The organism is Agrobacterium sp. 16-172Ci (assembly GCF_053522725.1).
Map to the genome: position 1 here is coordinate 1 of NZ_JBNWBW010000007.1, position 20,644 is coordinate 20,644.

At 60.4% G+C, this 20,644-nt stretch carries 20 protein-coding genes; 12 read left to right on the plus strand and 8 right to left on the minus strand.

The genetic code is table 11. The annotated features are described in order from the left end of the window. Positions 1–187 (plus strand): hypothetical protein (locus tag ACQZ40_RS09185; protein WP_448747817.1); only part of this gene is annotated, 187 nt, incomplete at its 5' end. A 76-nt stretch (positions 188–263) separates the two neighbouring features. Here ACQZ40_RS09185 and ACQZ40_RS09190 read toward each other — a convergent pair. Beyond that, positions 264–965, minus strand: a complete 702-nt coding sequence (locus tag ACQZ40_RS09190) for a phosphoglycolate phosphatase (RefSeq protein WP_448747818.1) — start codon at positions 963–965, stop codon at positions 264–266. Positions 966–1,155: 190 nt separating this feature from the next. On the opposite strand from ACQZ40_RS09190, the gene rpiA reads away from it, so the two are divergent. The 4 genes from rpiA (at position 1,156) to ACQZ40_RS09210 (ending at position 5,594) form a co-directional block, all read left to right on the plus strand. Continuing rightward, positions 1,156–1,851 (plus strand): ribose-5-phosphate isomerase RpiA, encoded by a 696-nt coding sequence (gene rpiA / locus ACQZ40_RS09195; RefSeq protein WP_003524809.1) that lies wholly within the window; start codon positions 1,156–1,158, stop codon positions 1,849–1,851. A gap of 16 nt (positions 1,852–1,867) precedes the next feature. Then, on the plus strand, positions 1,868–2,437 hold the full coding sequence (locus ACQZ40_RS09200) for a DUF2059 domain-containing protein (RefSeq protein ID WP_003524811.1): 570 nt from the start codon (positions 1,868–1,870) through the stop codon (positions 2,435–2,437). 146 nt (positions 2,438–2,583) lie between these two features. After that, positions 2,584–3,969 carry a glutathione-disulfide reductase gene (gene gor / locus ACQZ40_RS09205; RefSeq protein ID WP_448747819.1) on the plus strand — a complete coding sequence of 462 codons (1,386 nt, stop codon included), beginning with the start codon at positions 2,584–2,586 and terminating at the stop codon, positions 3,967–3,969. Positions 3,970–4,217: 248 nt separating this feature from the next. After that, entirely contained in the window at positions 4,218–5,594 is a 1,377-nt protein-coding gene (locus tag ACQZ40_RS09210) for a class II 3-deoxy-7-phosphoheptulonate synthase (protein WP_448747820.1), read from the plus strand. A gap of 169 nt (positions 5,595–5,763) precedes the next feature. On the opposite strand, the gene ACQZ40_RS09215 is transcribed toward ACQZ40_RS09210, so the two are convergent. The 6 genes from ACQZ40_RS09215 to ACQZ40_RS09240 all read right to left on the minus strand — a co-directional run bounded on the left by ACQZ40_RS09215 (position 5,764) and on the right by ACQZ40_RS09240 (position 12,395). Next, a complete protein-coding gene (locus ACQZ40_RS09215) occupies positions 5,764–7,503 on the minus strand; it encodes a TadG family pilus assembly protein (protein ID WP_448747821.1) in 1,740 nt (579 codons plus the stop codon). A 1-nt stretch (position 7,504) separates the two neighbouring features. Continuing rightward, positions 7,505–7,927: a TadE/TadG family type IV pilus assembly protein gene (locus ACQZ40_RS09220; protein WP_078053032.1), complete on the minus strand. Its 423-nt coding sequence runs from the start codon at positions 7,925–7,927 to the stop codon at positions 7,505–7,507. A gap of 137 nt (positions 7,928–8,064) precedes the next feature. Next, on the minus strand, positions 8,065–8,898 hold the full coding sequence (gene radC / locus ACQZ40_RS09225; RefSeq protein WP_065654999.1) for a RadC family protein: 834 nt from the start codon (positions 8,896–8,898) through the stop codon (positions 8,065–8,067). 14 nt (positions 8,899–8,912) lie between these two features. Further along, positions 8,913–9,752 (minus strand): type I methionyl aminopeptidase, encoded by an 840-nt coding sequence (gene map / locus ACQZ40_RS09230; protein WP_448747822.1) that lies wholly within the window; start codon positions 9,750–9,752, stop codon positions 8,913–8,915. 31 nt (positions 9,753–9,783) lie between these two features. Next, positions 9,784–10,503: a DNA/RNA nuclease SfsA gene (sfsA, locus tag ACQZ40_RS09235; RefSeq protein ID WP_174036022.1), complete on the minus strand. Its 720-nt coding sequence runs from the start codon at positions 10,501–10,503 to the stop codon at positions 9,784–9,786. A gap of 32 nt (positions 10,504–10,535) precedes the next feature. Further along, complete coding sequence (locus ACQZ40_RS09240; protein ID WP_448747823.1) at positions 10,536–12,395, minus strand: PHA/PHB synthase family protein; 1,860 nt, start codon at positions 12,393–12,395, stop codon at positions 10,536–10,538. A gap of 139 nt (positions 12,396–12,534) precedes the next feature. On the opposite strand from ACQZ40_RS09240, the gene ACQZ40_RS09245 reads away from it, so the two are divergent. Further along, positions 12,535–12,960, plus strand: coding sequence for a hypothetical protein (locus ACQZ40_RS09245; protein WP_223215599.1), 426 nt, complete (start codon positions 12,535–12,537; stop codon positions 12,958–12,960). A gap of 549 nt (positions 12,961–13,509) precedes the next feature. Here the strand turns inward: ACQZ40_RS09245 and fnrN are convergent. Further along, positions 13,510–14,235, minus strand: a complete 726-nt coding sequence (gene fnrN / locus ACQZ40_RS09250) for a transcriptional regulator FnrN (protein ID WP_448747824.1) — start codon at positions 14,233–14,235, stop codon at positions 13,510–13,512. 213 nt (positions 14,236–14,448) lie between these two features. Here fnrN and hemN point away from each other — a divergent pair, with 213 nt between their 5' ends. The 6 genes from hemN (at position 14,449) to ACQZ40_RS09280 (ending at position 20,639) form a co-directional block, all read left to right on the plus strand. Beyond that, positions 14,449–15,798, plus strand: a complete 1,350-nt coding sequence (gene hemN, locus ACQZ40_RS09255) for an oxygen-independent coproporphyrinogen III oxidase (RefSeq protein WP_065655004.1) — start codon at positions 14,449–14,451, stop codon at positions 15,796–15,798. 114 nt (positions 15,799–15,912) lie between these two features. Beyond that, on the plus strand, positions 15,913–16,197 hold the full coding sequence (locus ACQZ40_RS09260; protein ID WP_003495848.1) for an acyl carrier protein: 285 nt from the start codon (positions 15,913–15,915) through the stop codon (positions 16,195–16,197). Between the two features lie 88 nt (positions 16,198–16,285). Continuing rightward, positions 16,286–16,765 (plus strand): 3-hydroxyacyl-ACP dehydratase FabZ family protein, encoded by a 480-nt coding sequence (locus tag ACQZ40_RS09265; RefSeq protein ID WP_065655005.1) that lies wholly within the window; start codon positions 16,286–16,288, stop codon positions 16,763–16,765. 209 nt (positions 16,766–16,974) lie between these two features. Beyond that, positions 16,975–18,171, plus strand: a complete 1,197-nt coding sequence (locus ACQZ40_RS09270; protein ID WP_080856386.1) for a beta-ketoacyl-ACP synthase — start codon at positions 16,975–16,977, stop codon at positions 18,169–18,171. Between the two features lie 11 nt (positions 18,172–18,182). After that, positions 18,183–19,466: a beta-ketoacyl-ACP synthase gene (locus ACQZ40_RS09275; protein ID WP_059758707.1), complete on the plus strand. Its 1,284-nt coding sequence runs from the start codon at positions 18,183–18,185 to the stop codon at positions 19,464–19,466. A gap of 144 nt (positions 19,467–19,610) precedes the next feature. After that, positions 19,611–20,639, plus strand: coding sequence for a zinc-binding dehydrogenase (locus ACQZ40_RS09280; protein WP_059758710.1), 1,029 nt, complete (start codon positions 19,611–19,613; stop codon positions 20,637–20,639). Positions 20,640–20,644 lie beyond the last annotated feature (5 nt).

A 20,644-nucleotide genomic window follows, 5' to 3' on the forward strand; every position in this document is an offset into this window, starting at 1 on the left:
GCCATCGTCGCAACAATCCGGAAGCTCGTCACTATCCTCAACGCCATCGCAAGGACAGATCCAGCATTTGCTTGATCATCCACGGTTGCTTGATCCGGGGGCCAGCGCGATCAAGGACTTGATCGCAAAAGAGTCTTTTCACCGCGCAGACGCGCCGTGGCTGGATGCCGGATCAAGTCCGGCATGACGGAAGAGAGGTTGTTCAGCTCTCATCGACGTCGGAATCGCCGTTCCCTGGCGCTTTACTTGTCTGGTCCAGCCTCTCAGGCGGCTGCTGCACCCTTCGCAACCAGTTCTTCGAACAGCGCCGGCGTCAATTCAGTGAAATCGTCGATCACGACATCCGGCTCCAATTCAACCATCGGCACATCCGAATAACCGAAGGTCACGCCAATCGACGGGACGGCGGCGTTCCTGGCAGCGAGAATGTCGTTGATGCTGTCGCCGACCATGATGGAGCGCAGGACGTCGCCGCCGGCCTTTTCGATGGTGCCGAGAATATGGCGGGCATCCGGCTTGCGGAAGGAGAAGGTGTCGCCGCAGGTGATGGCGGCGAAATAGCGTGTCAGACCGAGTTCTTCGAGCAGCGGCAGAGCGAGGATTTCAGTCTTGTTGGTGCAGACGGCAAGCGTGATGCCGGCTTCCGAGAGCGCATCCAACGTGTTGATGATGCCGGGATAGGGGCGGCTTTCGCCGGGCATTTCGGCGCGGTAATGGGTGATGAAGCGCTCATAGAGCGGCTCGATTTCGGCTTCCGGCAGTTCCGTCTCGCGAAGCGCGAAGGCGCGCTTGATCATGACCCGCGCACCCTGGCCGACGAGGTGGGTCAGGTCGTCATAGGTGACGGGAGCAAGCCCGGTTGCGGCAATGGTGTGGTTGAGGCTCGAGACCAGATCGGCGGCGGTATCGACCAGCGTGCCGTCGAGATCGAAAATGGCGAGCGGGGAGAGCGGGCGGGATGTCACGGGAACTGGCCTCTCGGGAATGCGTGTAACTGATGTATCGGTGCTTTCATTCACGCCAAGCCTAGGCAAACGGGCCTGTCTTTGCAACCGCGTCACAACGTTCTGTTCGTTGCCTTGAAAAAGGCTTTCGTTTGGCTTTCGACCCGTGTAAACAGCACGGCGACGACAAAGTTACCGGAGTTTCAGGCACATGGATGCCCGCCAGATGAAGATCAAGGCCGCCGAGGCCGCATTGTCCCACGTACAGGATGGGATGCGGCTCGGTATCGGCACGGGTTCGACGGCCGAGGAATTCGTCAGACTTCTGGCCGAAAAGGTCGCCGCCGGTCTGAAGGTCGAGGGCGTGCCGACATCCGAGCGCACAGCGCGCCTGTGCGTCGAGCTTGGCGTTCCGCTGAAATCGCTGGATGAATTGCCGGAACTGGATCTGACCATCGACGGTGCGGATGAGGTCGATCATGCGCTGCGTCTCGTCAAGGGCGGCGGCGGCGCGCTGCTGCGCGAAAAGATCGTGGCGGCGGCATCCGCCCGCATGATCGTGATCGCCGACCAGAGCAAGGTGGTGGAGACGCTGGGCGCCTTTCCGCTGCCCATCGAAATCAACCCGTTCGGCCAGGTGGCGACGCGTATCGCCATCGAAAAACTGGCGTCGCGTTCCGGGCTTTCCGGCACGCTGACGATGCGTTCTTCCGGCGACGGCGCCTTCATGACGGATGGCGGGCACCTTATCCTCGACGCATCTTTTGGCCGTATTCCTGATGCAGAAGCGCTAGCACGCGAGCTGAACACGATTCCCGGTGTCGTCGAGCACGGACTTTTCATAAATTTGGCATCGCTTGCCATTATCGCGGGTCCTGAAGGCGCCCGCGTGATGCAGGCAGTATAACAGGAGCGAGATTTTCATGGTCAAACTAGCGGGACTGGGCAAAGCTGCCGCTGCTTCGATCCTCATTTCCGGCATCGTGTTCGGTACTGCCGCACGCGCTCAGGAAATTTCGGAAGCGCATATCGCTGCCGCACGGCAGGCGATTACCTCTCTTGGCGTTACCGACCGTTTCGACGACATTCTGCCGGGTCTGGCGGAGCGTCTGAAGGCCGAGCTCATTCAGGCTTCGCCGAACGTTCAGGACGCGATCACCGAGACCGTCGATGCGAAGGCTCTCGAGCTTGCGCCGCGCCGCGCCGATCTGGAGCGCGAAGCAGCGCTCACCTATGCGCGCGCCTTCACCGTCGAAGAGCTGAACGCCATTTCCACCTTCTACAGCAGCGAAGCCGGCAAGAAGCTCCTGAAGGACGGCCCGATCGCCACGCGCGAACTGATGAAGGCCGCCGACATCTGGGCCGCCGGCATCAACCGCGACCTCAACGCTTCCAGCATGTCGGAACTGCAGAAGGTTGCCGGCGCCGATCTGAAGCCGCTTCCGGCCGATCAGAACGCCACGGGCGGTGCTCCGGCGGCTCCCAAGCCCTGATTGAATGAACAGACAGTTCAGAAATATTCAAAGCCCGGTCGCAAGACCGGGCTTTTCATTTGTGCGTTGCAGCACCTATATGTGCCGTGAAGACGCCACCGTTCGCCTTGAGGCTGATGGCGTCGTTTTGATCAGGGGTTTTGACTATGACAGCTTATGACTACGATCTTTTCGTCATCGGTGGCGGTTCCGGCGGTGTGCGCAGCGGCCGCGTGGCGGCCTCGCTCGGCAAGCGCGTCGCAATTGCCGAGGAATACCGCTATGGCGGAACCTGCGTCATCCGCGGCTGCGTGCCGAAAAAGCTGTTCGTTTATGCCTCGCAATTCCCTGAGCATTTCGAGGATTCGGAAGGATTCGGCTGGAGTGTCGGCGAGCGCAGCTTCGACTGGAAGAAGCTGATCGCGGCCAAGGACAAGGAAATCACCCGTCTCGAAGGGCTCTACCGGAAGGGTCTGGAAAACGCCAAGGCCGATATTTTCGACAGCCGGGCGGAACTGGTCGACGCCCATACCGTGAAGCTGACGAAAACCGGCGAGACCTTCACCGCCGAGCGTATCGTGATTGCCGTCGGCGGCACGCCGAACGAGCACAGGGCGCTGCCCGGCCATGAGCTGACGATTTCGTCCAACGAGGCTTTCGACCTGGAAGAGCTGCCGAAATCGATCCTGATCGCCGGCGGCGGTTATATCGCGGTCGAATTCGCCAATATCTTCCATGGGCTCGGCGTCGAAACGACCCTGATCTACCGTGGCAAGGAAATCCTGTCGCGTTTCGATCAGGACATGCGCAAGGGTCTGCACGAGGCCATGGAGGCCAAGGGCATCAGGATCCTGCTCGGGGATGTTATCGAAGAAGTGACAAAGGGTGAGGGCGCATTGCAGGCCCGCACCAAGAACCATGGCACGCTTGCCGTCGAGACGGTGATGCTGGCACTCGGACGCGATCCGAATACGAAAGGTCTCGGTCTCGAAAATGCCGGTGTGAAGCTCGATGCGCGGGGTGCGATCGTCGTCGACGATTATTCGCGCACGAATGTGCCGAATATCTTCGCTTTGGGCGACGTCACCGACCGGGTACAGCTGACTCCGGTGGCGATCCATGAGGCCATGTGCTTCATCGAAACCGAATACAAGAACAACCCGACCAAGCCGGATCATGAGCTGATCGCGACGGCGGTGTTCTCGCAGCCGGAAATCGGCACCGTCGGTCTTTCGGAAGAGGAAGCCGGCAAGAAATATCCGGAACTGGAAGTTTATCGCGCCCAGTTCCGGCCGATGAAGGCGACGTTGTCAGGCCGTCAGGAAAAGACGATCATGAAGCTGATCGTCAATGCCGCCGACCGCAAGGTCGTGGGCGCGCATATTCTCGGCCATGAGGCGGGCGAGATGGCGCAGCTCCTCGGCATCACGCTGAAAGCCGGCTGCACCAAGGATGATTTCGACCGCACGATGGCGGTTCATCCGACGGCCGCCGAAGAGCTGGTGACGATGTATTCGCCGAGCTATCGCGTCGTGAATGGCGAGCGTGTGTAACGCCGGTACAGGCGTGATATAATCGTCGCCCACATCAGCCTGCCGCCCTTCGAAAGCGAAGTTTTCGAATGGCGGCGGGGTTGTTAAATCGTTTGAATTGACTTTTGTGCGTCTGGAGCGCTCAAAACGGGCAGAATGAGCCGGATGGCTCGGGGATCGGCTATGCAAAGCCGATGCTTGGAGCTATAAGCCGCTCAATTTTTCGAGGCGGCCGCGCGACGTCGCGTGGGCGAGAAAAGGGTGAGAACATGGCACAGAATTGGACCCCCGGCAGCTGGCGGCAGAAACCGATCCAGCAGGTTCCCGAATATCCGGATGCGGCAGCGCTTGCAGCAACGGAAGCCACGCTTGCGACTTATCCGCCCCTGGTCTTTGCCGGCGAAGCCCGCCGCCTGAAGAAGCAGCTCGCCAATGTGGCGGAAGGCAACGCCTTCCTGCTGCAGGGCGGGGATTGCGCCGAAAGCTTCCTTGAGCATGGCGCGGACAATATCCGCGACTTCTTCCGCGCGTTCCTGCAGATGGCCGTCGTCCTGACCTATGGCGCGCAGCTGCCCGTCGTGAAGGTCGGCCGCATTGCCGGTCAGTTCGCCAAGCCGCGCTCTTCCAACGTGGAAGCGCAGGATGGCGTGACGCTGCCGTCTTACCGCGGCGACATCATCAACGGCATCGAATTCAACGAGGCCTCGCGCATTCCGAACCCGGAGCGCCAGCTCGACGCCTACCGCCAGTCGGCGGCGACGCTGAACCTGCTGCGCGCTTTCGCGATGGGCGGTTACGCCAACCTCGAAAACGTTCACCAATGGATGCTCGGCTTCATCAAGGACAGCCCGCAGGCGGACCGTTACCGCAAGCTGGCCGACCGGATTTCCGAAACCATGGACTTCATGAAGGCGATCGGCATCAGCGCGGACAATAATCCGAGCCTGCGTGAGACCGACTTCTTCACCAGCCATGAAGCCCTGCTGCTCGGTTACGAAGAGGCGCTTACCCGCGTCGATTCCACCTCCGGTGACTGGTATGCCACATCCGGCCACATGCTGTGGATCGGCGACCGCACGCGCCAGCTCGACCATGCGCATGTGGAATATTTCCGTGGCATCAAGAACCCGATCGGCCTGAAATGCGGTCCGTCGCTGACGCCTGACAATCTGATCGAGCTGATCGATGCGCTGAACCCGGCAAACGAGGCCGGCCGCCTGACGCTGATTTGCCGTTTCGGCCACGACAAGGTGGCGGACAGCCTGCCGAAGCTCATCCGCGCCGTTCAGAAGGAAGGCCGCAAGGTCGTCTGGTCCTGCGATCCGATGCATGGCAACACGATCACGCTCAACCACTACAAGACGCGTCCTTTCGAGCGCATCCTGTCGGAAGTGGAAAGCTTCTTCCAGATCCACCGCGCCGAAGGCACGCATCCGGGCGGCATCCATATCGAGATGACCGGCAAGGACGTGACGGAATGCACGGGCGGTGCGCGCGCCGTGACGGCGGATTCGCTGTCCGACCGTTACCACACCCATTGCGATCCGCGCCTCAATGCCGATCAGGCGCTGGAACTGGCCTTCCTGCTGTCCGAGCGCATGAAGAGCGGCCGCGATGAGAAGCGTCTGGCAATCGCCAACGCCTGATCTGACACCATAAACAAAAAAGCCGCCGGGAGACCCTCCGGCGGCTTTTTCGTGCGCGGCGCTGACCTAAGCGCCTTGCGTTTAATCTGATTCATGCGACGCGCTTCATATTTTTGTTTTTACGCATGTCTTTGTCCCGAAACCGCTGCACACTTTTGGGAGACATGCTCTATTGCACCAGCGCCGGCTGCTGGCAGCGGACATCCGTGACCCGCACATCGGCTTCGCCGATCTTAACGCCGAGAACCAGAAGCACGTTGTAGAGCAGCTGATCGACCGGAGCGGTGACTGCCGCAAGCGTGTTGGCAAGCGCCGACTGAATGCCCGCCAGACCTCCCAAATCCAGGTTGAGGAAGAGAAGCCTGATATCCAGGTTGAGGTTTTTCAGCAGTGAACTGACAAGAGTGGTGACTGTGTCCTTGGTGGAGACACTCTTGATCTTGGCCTGGGTAATATCGGACTGCGTGAAGGTCAGCTTGCTCTTGGTCATATTGGTGGCGTTGATGAGGGCGCTGCCATTGATGGCGAGCAGTGCTGAATCCACGATTGCGGCCTTGGTGACGCGCGGGTCCCTGCCGAAATTGGCAAAGGCAGTGGTATCGACATTGCCAAGGGCGATTTCGGCAATGCCGGGAACGACCTCGACATCGACGGTGCCCTGTCCGCCACCCGTGCAGCGAATATCGGCAAGCCGCGCTTCGGCATGGGCGACTTCCACATAAAGCGGGAGATTGACCTTGAGGCCGGCAATGGCCTGAAGCCCGTCCACCACGACACTGACCGCAAGACGGGTCTGTGCGGTACGCACCACGGTGCCCTGACCGCCAACCGCGAGCGACGGCGTTTCGACCGGCGGTTCACCGATGGCGAGCGTTGCCTTGACCGAGGCGAGGCCGAGAAGATTGGCGTTGATATTAAGCCCCAGCTGGTTGCCGCCATTGCCCGCCACGGCGGCGGCATTGATGAGATCGAAGACGCCGGCGGTGACCTTGAGGTTTTCGCCCGTACCGATCAGCTTGTCCGAGAACGGGCCGAGATTGAGGATCTCCTCGAGCTTGATCTTGACGTTGCTCTTGTTGACGGTTTTTTGCAGCGTATTCAAAATGTTGACGACCGCCGGCTGCAAGCCTGCGGTTTTCGTCAGCACGTCGAGGAATTTGCCGTAGCTGATTTCCGTCTTCAGAACATCCTTATAGGTGCTGGCGGTGAGGTTGAGATCGATGGCCAGCGCCTCGACGATTTTGAGCGCATTGACATCGGCGGCGAGAAGCGCCTGATAATCCATGAGTTTCAATGAAACCGTGGTGCCGAGCAGACCGCCGAGCAGGCTGTTGAGAATTCCCTCATCGAGGCTGGCGAGGCGCGATCCCACCGAAAATGCCGCGATCCTTTGGGACGAGGCCGTTCCGACCGCCGAGACCTTTGGCGGCTTGGTGAAGGCGGAAGCGAAGAATATCTGGCCCTGTTCGACGATGTTCACCTTTATCGCATTGGTGGGCAGGGCGTTATCGACGAAACGCTGGCCGACCGGGACAGTCGCATCCGGCTCGTAATGACCTTTGATGACCTCGGCATAACCCTTGCTGTTGGCGAATTCATTCAGCGGGTCGAAGGGTTGCAGGCCCTTTTCGGTCAAAAGTCCCTGCGCCGTCCTGACACCGAGATCCATGCCATTGAGGGCGAAATATTGCTGAACCGCCTTTTCGGCGTCCGTGGCGTTGGCTGCTGCCGATATGGCTGCGAGATCGGCGGTCTGCTGCAATTGCCGTTTTTGCAATGTCAGATAACCGTAGTCGACGCCGAGCGCCAATATGCCGATGAAGAGCGGTGCGGTGAGCCCCGCCGAAATGGCGATGTTGCCCGTTTTGTCCTTGAGGAAGCGGGGAAGCAGGGAATGAAAATCTCGCATGTCATGCTCCTCCGATCCGGATGGTGGAAAAACGCCGGATGACCGGCTCGGGCAGGGTGTAGCTGTAGAGGCTCCAGATCGGCAGATCGCGGGCGTCATATTCGACCTTCACCGTGAACTGGTTGGCATTGGCGGGATCCGTCGCGACATTGACGGTGAAGCGGCTCTTGTCCATGAAGGCGTAGCTGAGGTCGCTTTTGGTGACGAAATCCCGGGCAAGCTGCTGGCGCTCGGTCGTATTGAGGCCGGCAACCGCTGTGCGCGCCGCGTCGGCGGCGATCTGCTGCACCGAATAGGCCGCCATCAGATAAATGCCATAGGCGATCATGGTGAGCAGGACGAGAAAGAATATCGGTGCGACGATGGCGAACTCGACAGCAGACGAGCCAGATCTATCGCGAAAGAAACGCACTCCATTAAACATAAAGCACCCCCGTTCCTTCAGGCATCAAGGTTCGATGCCTTGATTTATTATTTTCGGAAATGCTAATTTATAGGTGTTAATTTTGTGTTGATGCCGCTCCTATGGGTTGCAGCTCTTCTTAAACTTTCGCGTCTACTTCAAATCAACCGAAGGCCTTTGAAACTGGCGTGGCCGTCCTTGCCGATGATGATGTGGTCGTGGACGGTGATGCCGAGCGGCTTTGCCGTATCGATGATGGTCTTGGTCATCTCGATATCCGCGCGCGAAGGGGTGGGGTCTCCACTTGGATGATTATGTATTAAAATCAAGGCGGTAGATGAAAGTTCAAGGGCGCGGCGCACCACTTCGCGCGGGTAGACCGGCGTGTGATCCACGGTTCCCTGGCCCTGCACCTCATCGGCGATCAGGACGTTGCGCTTGTCGAGGAACAGGACGCGGAACTGTTCGCGCGTTTCATGGGCCATGGCGGCGTGGCAATAATCGATGACAGAGGACCAGGAGCCGAGCACCTGCTTGTTGCGGATTTCGCTTTTCAGCATGCGCTGGGAAACGGAGGCGACGAGCTTCAGATCGAGCGCCACGGTTTCGCCCACACCCTTCACCTCCTGCAACAACGGCAAGGGCGCGCCGAGCACGCCGCCAAGCGTTCCGAAACGGGCGATCAGGGCCTTGGCGATGGGTTTGGTATCGCGCCTCGGGATCAGCCGGAAGAGAAGAAGCTCCAGCAATTCGTAATCGGCGAGCGCCGCGTCGCCGCCATCGCGATAACGCGCCCGCAGCCGGTCGCGATGTCCGTGATAATGGGCGGCATCCGTTTCCTGTTCGACCATGGCTGCCGGCCTTTTCGCGCCACTTCGCGATTCGGCGAAAAAGCCGCGCTCATCCGCTCCGTTGAACAGATCGCCTTCGCCCGCCTGAAAGCCGGGAGTTTTGGAAAGATCGGCGGAAGGCGGGGCGGGGCGTTTTGCCATAGGCGGGTCTGGCCTTATGCGGGGGGAAGCGGCGGCAGGCCCGGACGGTCGAAGCCGCCGGGCGACAGTGTGAAGATTTCGCAGCCCGTGGCCGTGACGCCGACGGCATGTTCATATTGGGCGGAGAGCGACCGGTCGCGCGTTACCGCCGTCCAGCCGTCGGAAAGCACCTTCACATGCGGTTTGCCGAGATTGATCATCGGCTCGATGGTGAAGATCATGCCTTCGCGGATTTCCGGGCCTTCGTCCGGGCGGCCGTAATGCAGGATGTTCGGCGTGTCGTGGAACAGGCGTCCGACGCCATGGCCGCAGAAATCGCGCACCACGGAGCAGCGCTCCGCTTCCGCATAGGCCTGGATCGCCGCGCCGATTGCGCCGGTGCGCACGCCGGGCTTCACCGCCGCGATGCCGCGCAGCAGGCATTCATAGGTCACTTCTATCAGCCGCTCGGCGGCGCGCTTGATCTGGCCGACCGGATACATGCGGCTCGAATCGCCATGCCATCCGTCAAGCACATAGGTCACGTCGATATTGACGATATCGCCTTCGCGCAGCGGCTTTTCATCCGGAATGCCGTGGCAGACGACGTGGTTGATCGAGGTGCAGACGGATTTGGTATAGCCGCGATAATTCAGCGTTGCCGGCAGCGCGCCGTGGTCGGCGCCGAATTCGAAGACGAAACGGTCGATGGCGTCAGTCGTCACGCCCGGCTTGACGATTGCGGCGAGTTCATCGAGGCAACGCGCCGTCAGCTGGCACGCCTTGCGCATCCCGTCGAAGTCCTCAGCGGTATAGAGGCGGATGACGCCGGTATTCTTGAGGGGGGCGGAGGCTGCGTCGATATAGGTGACCATCTTGGTGCTTTCTGTCTCTTTACGTCCCTGTTCATAAAACAGCCGGACGCCATTCGTCCATCTTAACCGTTCCGCTGACCGAAATTTGTGTCGGGGAGACCGTGCATTTCACCGCATAGGCCTCCACGCCGCGCGCCATCGCCCGCTGAAACGCCAGCGCATAGACGGGATCGAGATCGTCGCAGATGCGCATCCGGTCGCAATCGTCGCGCTGGATGAGATAGAGCATCACCGAACGGTAACCGGCTTCCGCAGCGTCACCCAGTTCCTCCAGATGTTTCGCGCCGCGTTTGGTGGCGGTATCGGGAAATTCGGCGAGGCCTTGCTCGCGCATGAAATGCACGTTCTTGACTTCCACATAGGCATCTGGCCGGCCGGGCTCGGACAGCAGGAAATCGATGCGGGAATTGCGGCCGTATTTCTGTTCGCGCCGGATCGTCGAATAGCCGCCGAGTTCAGGGATGAGGCCGTTCAGGATCGCTTCTTCCGCCAGCCGGTTCGGCATGCCGGTATTGATGCCGACCGTGGTGCCATCGGCCTCGACCATTTCCAGCATGTGCCGGTACTTGCGGGTCGGGCTGTCATGTTCCGACAGCCATATGCGGGAGCCCGGAGCCGTGAGCCCGCGCATGGAGCCGGTATTGGGGCAGGAGCCGGTGATCGCGGTGCCGTCTTCCAGAATGGCGTCGAACAGGAAACGCTTGTAGCGGGCGATCAGCGTGGCGGGAGTAAGCGGGGGCGTGAAGAACATGTGGCCTGAAAGATGAGAAATGACGGGCGCAGTCAGGAAAGGACATAGGTTCCCGGCGCATCGCCGAGTACGGGGCGCTTGCCGTCTTCCGGTTTTCGCGCCTTCACCTTTTCAGCGCTCTGGCTTTCGATCCAGTTCTGCCAGTGCACCCACCAGGAGCCCTTATGCGGGGTGGCGGCGGCCTGCCAGCCGTCAAAGTCTCCGGCCGGTGACAGGCCTGTCCAATATTGGTATTTTTCAAGCTGCGGCGGATTGATGACGCCGGCTATGTGGCCGGAAGCGCCAAGCACGAATTCCACCGGCCCGCCAAACAGGGCGGCACCCGTGAAGACCGATTTCGCCGGGGCGATATGGTCGTCTCGGGTGGCGAGGTCATAGACCGGGATTTTGATATCGCCGAGATTGATCCGCTTGCCGGCGACCCGCATCAGCCCGCGGGCGAGATTGTTCTCGAGGTAACAATTGCGCAGATAAAAAGAGTGGCTGGCGGCCGTCACCCGGGTCGAATCGGAGTTCCAGTAGAGCAGGTCGAAGGGCAGGGGCTCGGCGCCGCGCAGGTAATTATCGACCACATAGGGCCAGATGAGATCGGAGGCGCGCAGCATGTTGAAGACGGTGGCCATGATCGAGCCGTCGAGATAACCGACCGCCTGCATGTGCTTGTCCAGCGCCGCCAGCTGGCCTTCATCGATGAAGACCTTGAGATCGCCGGCATGGACGAAATCGGTCTGGGCGGCCAGCAGCGTGGCGCTGCGGATGCGCTCATCCCCTTGCTGCGCATGCAGCGCCAGCGCCGAGGATAAAAGCGTGCCGCCGACGCAATAACCGATGGCGTTGATTTCTTTTTCGCCGGTCCGCTCCTCGATGGTATCCAGCGCAAAATCGATGCCTTCGCGAACGTAATCAACCCAGCCCTTGTCGGCGAGGCGGGCATCCGGGTTAATCCAGGAGACCATGAAGACGCTGTGGCCCTGCTCGAGGCACCAGCCGACGAAGGATTTCTGCGGGTTGAGATCGAGGATGTAGAATTTGTTGATCCATGGCGGCACGATCAGCAAAGGCCGTTTGAAGGCCTTCTGCGTCGTCGGCGCATAATGGATGATTTCGCAGAGCGGGCTTTTCGCCACCACCTTGCCCGGCGTGACGGCGATATTCTGGCCGATGACGAATTTGCTGTAATCGGTCTGGCGCAGTTTCAGGTGGCCGTTTCCGGCCGCGACATCCTCCGCCAGCTGCGCCATGCCCTTGACGAGATTGGCGCCGCTGGAGGCGACCGTTTCGCGGAAGACCTGCGGATTGGTGAAGACGAAATTGGCCGGCGAAAGGGCCTCCGTCACCTGGCGCATATAAAACAGCGCCTTGGTGCGGGTATGTTCGTCCAGCCCATCGGCCTCCGTCACCATCCGGTCGGCGAAACCAACGGTGGTCTGGTAGGCTTTCAGGAGAAAATCGAAGAACGGATTGGCCTGCCAGTCGGCATCTGCAAAACGCCTGCTCCTGCGTTCCGCAGGGCCGCTTTCGGCGGGTTTTTGCGGGGCCGAATCGGCATCGCCGGAAAACTGCGCCACCGATTTTGCCCAGAGATCGTAATAGCTGGAAAGCAGATGGGTCTGCGCCTCGAGCGAGCGCTTCGGTTCGGCCATCCAGTATTCGGCGACATCGGAGAGCGTCCTGACGAGATCGGTTACCGGATCGGCGCTGGTGTGGGGAACCTCACCGCGTTCGCGCGGGGCGAGCCATTCGGATGCGGCCTTGCCGAGATTTTCGAGCGCACGGGCAATGTTGATCGCGAAGGTTTCCGGGTCGCGGATCAGGTAGGCCTCGGCGGAGCTGGCGTCGAAGCCGGGCGTTTTGCCGCCCTTTTTCGTGTCCCCGCCGTCAACACCTGCCATGCACCATCCTCCACCAAATTTGTGTTTGCACATTCTGCATGAAAACGAATACAAGTTCCACCAGCAAGGGGAGGCCGCAAACGGCCGAACCGTGGTCGAATTCGATATCTGCAGATATCCTTACAGGCGGAACATGACGATGGGCAAGCACATGGGCACATGGGGAACATATGCGGAAAATGCGGCAAGAATCGCTGTGCTTTCGCTCTCCGGCGCAATGCTCGCCGCCACGCTTGCCGCCTGCAAGGCTCCGGAGCCGATCGTCGCGCCCGCCCATATGCGCCGCCCGACGGCCGAAATCGTCGGCCCGCGCCCGGTCAGCGACACTGCGGTGAGCCAGAAGCGCGACACCGGCACCTATCCGACCTTCTCGCAGCCGCTGACGGCCGCTGGCACCCAGATGGGCGAAGATGAGGCCTCCACCATGGAATCGAGCCTCTCGCGCCTCGGTGCGGCACGGCGCAACGGCCAGATTTCGGAAGCCGAATACAAGCGCCGCGTGGCGGAGCTGCGGGCGCTTGCCGAAAACCAGAAGCCGGTTGCGACGCCTGCCGCCTCGCAGTGAGATCACGCCGCGCAGTTTGCGCGGTCTCAGCGACGGACCAGATTATCTTTGATTGACAAAACATGCCCCCAAACGCGCCATTCCATATGGAGCGAGCGGGTGCCTCTGTTTCTTCTCCCCGCCGGGGAGAAGTCCGCGGCAGCGGGATGAGGGGGCAAGCTCTCCGCATATCTCTGCGCTTGCCCCCTCATCCGACCCTTCGGGCCACCTTCTCCCCGGCGGGGAGAAGAAACAAGCGGGGATGCCGAACTTGCTACAGCGACAATCACGGTTGAGGCCCTGTCGGCCCGGCAATCATAACCCCTTCTTTACCCTGCCTCTGAACCATCTGCTTACCCAAGATGTTAAGCGGATGGATTAGGTTTGCCGCTTATGATGCAGCCATAACAAACAGGCCGCTGAAAAAGCGGGGTACGGGGTGAAATATCATGAAATGCATCGCCGCTTTGCTGGTTCTTGCCGGTTTTGCGCTCGCACCCGCTCAGGCGCGGGCGCCGCACATCAATTTCGGGACATCTGCACTTCAGGGGCAGTGAGAGGCAACGTCCGTCAGTCGTTGCCGGCGGCGTCACTCAGCACGTCGAGATCGGGCACGGTGATGTGGCGATTGTTCTCGATGCGGATAATGCCTTCCTTGCGCAGCTTGGTCATTTGCCGGCTAACCGTTTCGATGGTGAGCCCGAGGAAATCGGCGATATCGGCGCGTGAGAGCGGCAGGTCGAAGCAGGATTTGTCGTCGTTTTCCGGGTCGATATGGGTGGCGATCATATAAAGGAAGCTGGCAACCTTTTCCTGCGCCGATTTGCGCCCCAGCGTCAGCATCCAGTCGCGAGCCTCGTCCAGTTCCTTCAGGGACTGGCTGTGGAGCTTGCGTTCCATATCGGGCACTTCGGCAACCATCCGGTCGACGACGCGGCGCGGGAAGAGACAAATCTCCACATCGGTTGCGGCTTCCGCCGTCATCTTGCTTTCCGCCATGAAGGGTCGGCCGAGAAAGTCCGGTGCGAATTGCAGACCGACGATCTGCTGGCGGCCATCCGACATCATTTTCGACAGCTTCACCACACCGTTCAGGATATTGCCATAAGAGGTCACGAGTTCGCCCTGGCCAAGAAGCTCGTTGCCCGCCTCCAGTTTCTTGCGGTTGGAATGGCGATTGAGGTCACAGAGCTGCTGCGGCGTCAGCGTGCTGCAAAGACCGCCGTGACGCGCCTCGCAGGAGCGGCAAACAACGGGTTCTTCCGAATTGTGGATGGTCTTCTGCAGCGTGTCCATAAGCCTTTTCCAATGCTGGCTTTTTCGGGACGATTGCGACCGTGGGTGTCAAATCCGGTCTGATGCAAGGCTTTCGCCACGTAGCCGTCGCCCCTGCGTCTACTTTAGCAAGAACTTACGGTGCAATTTGATTGAAGTCAAAGTTGCAAACTGTCGCAGCCGTTACTGAAAGAGAGGAAATCGACATTTTCTTGATAAAAGGCAAATCGGGCGATGAATACCGAACTTCTTTACAAATATTCGGGTGCAGTGCCGCGCTACACAAGCTATCCGACCGCGCCGCATTTCCACGAGGGAATCGATAATGGCACCTATCGCCGCTGGCTCGGCGCGCTCGGTCACAGGAATCGCCTGTCGCTTTATCTGCATATTCCCTATTGCGACCGGCTGTGCTGGTTCTGCGCCTGTCACACCAAGCACACGCTGAAATATGAGCCGATTGCCGTTTATCTTGAAGCACTTAAGCAGGAGATCGAGGCCGTCGGCGCGCTTGTTTCGCCGGATGCGGTGGTGGGTGCCGTGCATTTCGGCGGCGGCTCGCCCACCATGTTGAAGCCGGAGGACATGCAGAGCCTGATGGACTGTCTGCGGCGTCATTTCACCTTCGGCCTTGCACCCGAGATCAGCGTCGAGATGGACCCCAACGATCTGGATGACAGCCGCTACGATGCGCTTGCCGCCATCGGCATGTCGCGGGCGAGCCTCGGGGTTCAGGACTTCGATGACAAAGTGCAAAAAACCATCAACCGCATTCAGTCCTTCGAACAGACGAAATCCGTGGTGGATGCGGTGCGGGCGAGGGGCGTTCATTCGGTCAATTGCGACATTCTTTATGGGCTGCCGTTCCAGACCTGCGGGACATTGGAAAAGACGGTGAACCAGATCGTGTCGCTCGACCCCGATCGCATCGCGCTTTTCGGTTATGCGCATGTTCCGTGGATGAAAAAACACCAGTCGCTGATCCCGGAGCATGCCCTGCCGGATATTGCCGAACGCTACCGCCAGATGACGATGGCGGCGGAGATGCTGAAACAGGCGGGTTACGAGGCCATCGGCATCGATCATTTCGCCAAGCCGACCGATACATTATGCCAGGCCGCCGAAGCGGGCGCCCTGCGGCGGAATTTTCAGGGCTATACGACCGATACGGCCGATGCGCTGATCGGACTTGGTGCATCGTCCATCGGCAGGCTGCCGCAGGGTTATGTGCAGAACATGGTGGCGACGGGGGAATATCAGCGGATGGTGGGCGAGGGCGGTCTTGCCGCCGTCAAGGGCATAGAGTTGTCTGAGGACGACCATCTGCGCTCGCATGTCATCGAAAGGCTGATGTGCGATTTCGCTATCGATCTTTCGCAGTTGCAGCACCGTTTCGGCAATGTGAGCCATTCCGTGACAGCCCAGGCGCAGCATTTTGCCGCAAGCGACAAGGATGGCGTGGTGCGGATGGACGCCGATATTTTTGCGGTGACGGAGGCTGGAAAGCCCTTCGTGCGTAATATCGCGGCAATCTTCGACGCCTATCTCGGCAATGGACGCGGCCGCCATTCGGTTGCTGTTTAGGCAACAGTTTTGGGGCAAATTTCAAAGTTACGTCACGAAACCATTGGCTTTTTTGTGCGACTTGCCTATGTGGTGCGTCAGACAGGATAATTCATACGAACGACAATAAGGATTATGGGCGTGACAGCTACATTCGACAAGGTTGCCGACATTATCGCCGAAACCAGCGAAATCGACCGCGAAACCATTACGCCGGAGAGCCACACGATCGACGATCTGGGCATCGACAGCCTCGACTTTCTTGATATCGTTTTCGCGATCGACAAGGAATTCGGCATCAAGATTCCGCTCGAGCAGTGGACGCAGGAAGTCAACGAAGGCAAGGTTTCCACCGAAGAATATTTCGTGCTGAAGAACCTTTGCGCCAAGATCGACGAATTGCGCGCAGCCAAGGGCTGATCTGACAGTGCCCGCTTCAGGCGGGCATTTTCTTTTGATGCCGCCTGCGGGCAAACCATGACTAACCGACCAGAGACGGGCCGGACGGATGCTGCTTGAATATTTTCAGATGATCGACAAGGTCGAGGCCGTGGACATGACGACGCGCACGTTGAAGGCGCAGTCTGTCGTTCCCGACAAAAGCCCGGTTTTCGAAGGCCACTTTCCCGGCATGCCGCTGGTTCCGGGCGTGCTTCTGATCGAGACAATGGCGCAGGCGTCCGGCATGATGGTTCTGGCGTTTTCCGATTTCGCCTCCATGCCGTTCCTGATGTCGGTCGACGGCGCCAAGATGCGGACCTTCGTGGAGCCGGGCGCTGTTCTCGACATCGAGGCGGTGCTGGAGCATGACGGTTCCGGCTTTGCAGTTACCAAGGCGAAGATCACCTCGGATGGCAAGAAGGTCTGCGACGCGCAGCTTAAACTCAGGACCATGCCCTTCAGCGAAATCCCGCTTGGGCCTATCGTCAAGAAGCGGGCCGAGGAAGTCGGCCTGATGGCGGCGATTGCCGCGGATGCGCAGAAATAAGCGTTTCCGTCCGTTTCGAAGGAGAGCGTTTTTCCTGCCGGCCCGGTTTTTGAGCACGAAAATCGCGGGCTCGCGACGGCGGATCAGGCCTTCACCATTGCCAATCCGCATCGCGCGCTTTATTCCGCAACGCATGAAGTGGTTGTTCGCGACCGCTGTTGGATAGCCGTGACCGTTTCGACGGGGCCGGCTGCAAAGGATGACAGACGATGAAATCTGACAATGATGTGGTGATAACAGGGGTCGGCATCGTGACCTGTCACGGCGTCGGCAGCCAGGCGCATGTGGCGCTTCTTTCGGGAACCGCCGTGCCGGAGCCGGTGGTCGAGACCGAAAAGTTCAAGCCTTATCCGGTCCATCCCATGCCGGAGATCGACTGGTCCGCGCAGATCGCCAAGCGCGGCGACCAGCGCCAGATGGAAAACTGGCAGCGTCTCGGCGTTTTCGCCGCCGGTCTCGCACTCGACGATGCCGGGCTGAAGGAAGATGCAGAAGCCTGCGCCACCATGGACATGATCGTTGCCGCCGGCGGCGGTGAGCGCGACATCAATGTCGACACGCTGATCGTCGACGAGGCGCTGAAGCGCAATGACCGCGAAAAGCTGCTCAATGAGAAGCTGACGACGGAGCTGCGCCCGACGCTGTTTCTCGCCCAGCTTTCCAACCTGATGGCCGGCAATATTTCTATCGTGCACAAGGTTACCGGATCTTCCCGCACCTTTATGGGCGAGGAAGCGGCCGGCATTTCCGCCGTCGAAACCGCGTTCCACCGCATCCGCTCCGGCGAATCGAGCCACGCGCTGGTGGGCGGCGCCTTCTCGGCGGAACGTCCCGACATGATCCTGCTGTTTGAGGCCATCGGCGCACATGCACAGGGCGGCTGGCAGCCGCTGTGGTCGCGTCAAGGTCAGGAAGGCGGCGGCATGGTTTCCGGTTCGCTCGGTGCGTTCCTGGTGCTGGAATCGCGCAAGCACGCCAGCGAGCGCGGCGCGCGCATTTACGCCCGCATCGACGCCATCGAGGGCGACCGCGGCAGCCGTGACGAAGGCAAGATGGAAAAGCGCATGGAGCGGCTGCTTGCTCCCGCCAAGGACAGTGCGGCGACCGTCGTGTTTTCCGGCGCGAGCGGTTATGACGGCGTGACGGCCCGCGAGAAGGACATTCTCGAAAAGGCCCTGCCGAATGCCGTCATTCGCGGTTTTGGCGGTGTCACCGGTCATGGGCTGGAGGCGCAGTTTCCGCTCGGGCTGGCGCTTGCCGCGCTGACGCTTGAAAGTGGCGCGAAGGTGCCTACCTTCGATGCGGCTGAGGAAAAGCCCATGGGCGAGGCGGCCAGCGAAGCCGTCGTCACCACCGTCGGCCATGTGCGCGGCGAAGGTGTCGCCGTTCTGTCCCGCGACGTTTGAGGAGAAAGACCATGACTTCCAATTTCAGGGATCATCTCGGTCGTCCCATCGTCGCCGTCACCGGCATGGGCATCATCACCTCGCTCGGGCAGGGGCTCGCCGATAACTGGGCGGCGCTGACATCGGGCAAATCGGGCATCCACAAGATCACCCGTTTCCCGACCGAGGGGCTTTCGACCCGCATCAGCGGTACGGTGGATTTCATCGATATCCCGGTTCCGAATTCCGTCGAGCGTTCCTATGCCTTCGCGCGCGAAACCACCATCGAGGCACTGGCGCAGGCCGGTATCTCCGGCGATTTCGATGGCCCGCTGTTTCTCGCGGCGCCGCCTATCGAGCCGGAATGGAGCGCCCGTTTCGAGCTTGCCGACCGGTCTCCGCCGGCCGCCCAGCCGGGTGACGCCTATGAACGGTTCCTGACGGCCTTCCGCCAGCGTCCCGACCCGGCATTCCAGGAAGCCGCCCTGTTCGGCGCAATTTCCGAGCGTCTTTCCGACCGTTTCGGCACACGCGGCCTGCCGGTAACGTTGTCTACGGCCTGTGCATCGGGCGCGACCGCGATCCAGCTCGGCGTCGAGGCAATCCGCCAGGGCCGCACCGAGCGGGCGCTGACGGTGGCCACCGACGGTTCGGTCAGCGCCGAGGCGCTCATTCGCTTCTCGCTTCTCTCCGCGCTTTCCACCCAGAACGATCCGCCGGAAAAGGCCTCCAAGCCGTTCAGCAAGGACCGCGACGGTTTCGTGATCGCCGAGGGTGCTGCGACGCTGGTGCTGGAATCGCTGGAAGCCGCCGTTGCGCGCGGCGCGAAGGTACTCGGCATCATCAAGGGTGCGGGCGAGAAGGCCGACAGCTTCCACCGCACGCGGTCTTCGCCCGATGGCGGCCCGGCGATTGCAACGATCCGCGCGGCACTGGCCGATGCGGGCGTGGCAGAAAGCGATATCGGTTACATCAACGCCCACGGCACTTCGACGCCTGAGAACGACAAGATGGAATATGGCTCCATGCTCGCCGTCTTCGGCGAGGGTCTGAAGAATATTCCGCTGTCGTCCAACAAGTCGATGATCGGCCATACGCTCACCGCCGCCGGCGCCGTGGAAGCGGTGTTCTCGCTGCAGACCATGTTGACCGGCACGCTGCCGCCGACGATCAACTACAACAATCCCGATCCGACCATCACGCTCGACGTGGTGCCGAATGTGAAGCGGGATGCTCAGGTGAGTGCGGTTCTGTCCAACTCCTTCGGGTTCGGCGGGCAGAATGCAAGCCTTGTCATGACGCGGGAACCGGCTTAACCGGTTTCGCCACAACAGGGGCGTTTCCAAATGAATTGTGGAAACGCTCTCGCTTCTTTGATTACGCATTCCGGCCGCAAAACGGTTACAGAGTTTTGCTGGAATCGCACTAGAGATTAACGCCTTCGGGCGAAGGACTGATATATGCGCGCTCTTCAACTCGTGGACGACCGGAAGCTCGAAAAAGTGGACCTGCCCGAACCGGATGCGCCGGCGCCGGGTGAGGTGACGCTGCGCGTCAAGGCGGTTGCGCTCAACCACATCGACGTATGGGGCTGGCGCGGCATGGCTTTCGCCAAGCGCAAGATGCCGCTCACCATCGGTGCCGAGGCTTCGGGTGTGGTCGAAGCCATCGGTCCGGGCGTTTCGAATGTGCTGCCCGGTCAGCTCGTTTCGATCTACGGCGCGCGCACCTGCGGGCTGTGCAAGCCCTGTCGCGAAGGCCGTGACAATCTGTGCGAACATGTTCAGGGCGTGCACGGTTTCCACCTTGACGGTTTCGCGCAGGAAAAGATCAATATTCCCGCCCGCCAGCTCGTGCCTGCGCCGCATGGCGTCGATGCCGTTGCTGCGGCTCTCGCACCGGTGACCTTCGGCACCGTCGAGCACATGCTGTTCGACAATGCCAAGCTGGAGTCCGGCGAAACCATTCTCATCCATGCCGGCGGTTCCGGCATCGGCACGGCGGCGATCCAGCTTGCCAAGAAGATGGGCTGCACCGTCATCACCACTGTCGGTTCTGATGACAAGATCGAACGGGCGAAGGCGCTGGGCGCCGATCACGTCATCAACTACCGGACTGACCGTTTCGAAGGCGTCGTGCGCAAGCTGACGAAAAAGAAGGGCGTCGACGTCGTGTTCGAACATGTCGGCAAGGACACCTGGGCGGGTTCGATGTTCTCGCTGAAGCGCGGCGGCCGTCTCGTCACCTGCGGTTCGACGTCGGGCGTCTCCACCGATATCAACCTGATGATGCTGTTCCAGCAGCAGCTGAAGCTGCTCGGCTCGTTCGGCTGCCGCATGGAAAACATGGCCAACGCCATGCAGAAAATGGCGCGCGGCATCGTTCATCCCGTCATCGACACCGAAGTGACCTTCGACGATATCGACCGGGCGCTGGAGCGCATGGAGACACGCCAGGTGTTCGGCAAGATCGTTCTGCGAATGGACTGAGCATC

Excerpts from the sequence above, each read along its gene's own strand:
- rpiA (WP_003524809.1), top strand. The coding sequence starts at position 1,156 with ATGGATGCCCGCCAGATGAAGATCAAGGCCGCCGAGGCCGCATTGTCC.
- ACQZ40_RS09200 (WP_003524811.1), top strand. The coding sequence starts at position 1,868 with ATGGTCAAACTAGCGGGACTGGGCAAAGCTGCCGCTGCTTCGATCCTC.
- gor (WP_448747819.1), top strand. The coding sequence starts at position 2,584 with ATGACAGCTTATGACTACGATCTTTTCGTCATCGGTGGCGGTTCCGGC.
- ACQZ40_RS09210 (WP_448747820.1), top strand. The coding sequence starts at position 4,218 with ATGGCACAGAATTGGACCCCCGGCAGCTGGCGGCAGAAACCGATCCAG.
- ACQZ40_RS09215 (WP_448747821.1), bottom strand. The coding sequence starts at position 7,503 with ATGCGAGATTTTCATTCCCTGCTTCCCCGCTTCCTCAAGGACAAAACG.
- ACQZ40_RS09220 (WP_078053032.1), bottom strand. The coding sequence starts at position 7,927 with ATGTTTAATGGAGTGCGTTTCTTTCGCGATAGATCTGGCTCGTCTGCT.
- radC (WP_065654999.1), bottom strand. The coding sequence starts at position 8,898 with ATGGCAAAACGCCCCGCCCCGCCTTCCGCCGATCTTTCCAAAACTCCC.
- map (WP_448747822.1), bottom strand. The coding sequence starts at position 9,752 with ATGGTCACCTATATCGACGCAGCCTCCGCCCCCCTCAAGAATACCGGC.
- sfsA (WP_174036022.1), bottom strand. The coding sequence starts at position 10,503 with ATGTTCTTCACGCCCCCGCTTACTCCCGCCACGCTGATCGCCCGCTAC.
- ACQZ40_RS09240 (WP_448747823.1), bottom strand. The coding sequence starts at position 12,395 with ATGGCAGGTGTTGACGGCGGGGACACGAAAAAGGGCGGCAAAACGCCC.
- ACQZ40_RS09245 (WP_223215599.1), top strand. The coding sequence starts at position 12,535 with ATGGGCAAGCACATGGGCACATGGGGAACATATGCGGAAAATGCGGCA.
- fnrN (WP_448747824.1), bottom strand. The coding sequence starts at position 14,235 with ATGGACACGCTGCAGAAGACCATCCACAATTCGGAAGAACCCGTTGTT.
- hemN (WP_065655004.1), top strand. The coding sequence starts at position 14,449 with ATGAATACCGAACTTCTTTACAAATATTCGGGTGCAGTGCCGCGCTAC.
- ACQZ40_RS09260 (WP_003495848.1), top strand. The coding sequence starts at position 15,913 with ATGGGCGTGACAGCTACATTCGACAAGGTTGCCGACATTATCGCCGAA.
- ACQZ40_RS09265 (WP_065655005.1), top strand. The coding sequence starts at position 16,286 with ATGCTGCTTGAATATTTTCAGATGATCGACAAGGTCGAGGCCGTGGAC.
- ACQZ40_RS09270 (WP_080856386.1), top strand. The coding sequence starts at position 16,975 with ATGAAATCTGACAATGATGTGGTGATAACAGGGGTCGGCATCGTGACC.
- ACQZ40_RS09275 (WP_059758707.1), top strand. The coding sequence starts at position 18,183 with ATGACTTCCAATTTCAGGGATCATCTCGGTCGTCCCATCGTCGCCGTC.
- ACQZ40_RS09280 (WP_059758710.1), top strand. The coding sequence starts at position 19,611 with ATGCGCGCTCTTCAACTCGTGGACGACCGGAAGCTCGAAAAAGTGGAC.